At 74.6% G+C, this 1167-nt stretch carries 2 protein-coding genes; both read right to left on the reverse strand.

Annotated features, from left to right (window positions below):
- Positions 1–124 precede the first annotated feature (124 nt).
- On the reverse strand, positions 125–709 hold the full coding sequence (locus tag ACFV2J_RS17965) for a DNA-3-methyladenine glycosylase I (RefSeq protein ID WP_385097941.1): 585 nt from the start codon (positions 707–709) through the stop codon (positions 125–127).
- Complete coding sequence (locus ACFV2J_RS17970; protein WP_385439464.1) at positions 706–1062, reverse strand: DivIVA domain-containing protein; 357 nt, start codon at positions 1060–1062, stop codon at positions 706–708. The genes ACFV2J_RS17965 and ACFV2J_RS17970 overlap by 4 nt, the downstream gene beginning before the upstream one ends.
- Between the last annotated feature and the right edge of the window lie 105 nt (positions 1063–1167).

The raw sequence follows: 1167 nt of genomic DNA on the forward strand, positions 1-1167 counted from the left end.
GGGTGCATCTAAAACTCTACACCCCACACGGGGGGGGGGGGGCGTGGGGGGGGGGGGGGGGCGGCGGTGGAGGCCCGCCCCCCCCCCCCGAACTCTCAGAGGGTGTCCTTGCGCGCGACAGCCCTCAGAGCGTGTCCTTGCGCGCGACGCAGTCCACCAGGTGATCGTCGACCAGGCCGCACGCCTGCATCAGGGCGTACGCCGTCGTCGGGCCCACGAAACGGATGCCGCGCTTCTTGAGGGTCTTGGAGAGGGCGGTCGACTCGTCCGTGACGGCCGGGACGTCGGACAGCCTCGCGGGGGCCGGGCGGGTGTCCGGGTCGGGCGCGAAGGACCAGATCAGCTCGTCGAGCTCGCCGGGCGCCCACTCGGTCAGCACCCGGGCGTTGGCGACGGTCGCCTCGATCTTCGCGCGGTTGCGGATGATGCCCGGATCGCCGAGGAGACGCTCCTTGTCGGCGTCCGTGAACGCGGCCACCGAGGCGATCCCGAAGCCGGCGAAAGCGGCCCGGAAGCCGGGTCTGCGGCGCAGGATGGTGATCCAGGACAGCCCCGACTGGAAGGCTTCCAGGCAGAGCCGTTCGTACAGCGCGTCGTCGCCGTGGACGGGGCGGCCCCACTCCTCGTCGTGGTACGACACGTAGTCCTCGGTGGACAGCGCCCAGGGGCAGCGCAGGGCGCCGTCGGGACCGGCGACCGCGTCGCTCACCGCTGCTCGCCCTCGGCGTGCTTGTGCAGGGAGGTCGGCCGGGTGGTGTCCGCGCGGGCGCCGGCGAGCGCGGACTCCAGGTCGACGATCCGGGCGTCGCGCTCCGCGAGCTCCGCCGCGAGACGGCCGAGGGCGTCGTCCACGTCCGCCATGCGGTAGCCGCGGGCGGCGAGCGGGAACCGCAGGGACTCCACGTCCTCGCGGTTCACCGGCCGGGCGGCGGGCAGCGGGTCGTCCAGCCGGTCGGGTGCCGCCTCGGGCAGGGGCGCGCTCTCGCCGCCGCCCACCACGGCCAGTGTCACCGCGGCGACCACGACGGCGAGCGCGACGACCAGGAACAAGAACATGAACATCGCTGAGGTCCCCACGCTCTGGTGGCGGCCCGGGGGCGGGGGCGGGGGAGCAATTGAGAAAGAGCGCCGCCGGCCCCCGCCGCGCCCCACGCGGCACCCGCGCGC

Source organism: Streptomyces sp. NPDC059668, assembly GCF_042734135.1.
Taxonomy (GTDB): Bacteria; Actinomycetota; Actinomycetes; order Streptomycetales; family Streptomycetaceae; genus Streptomyces.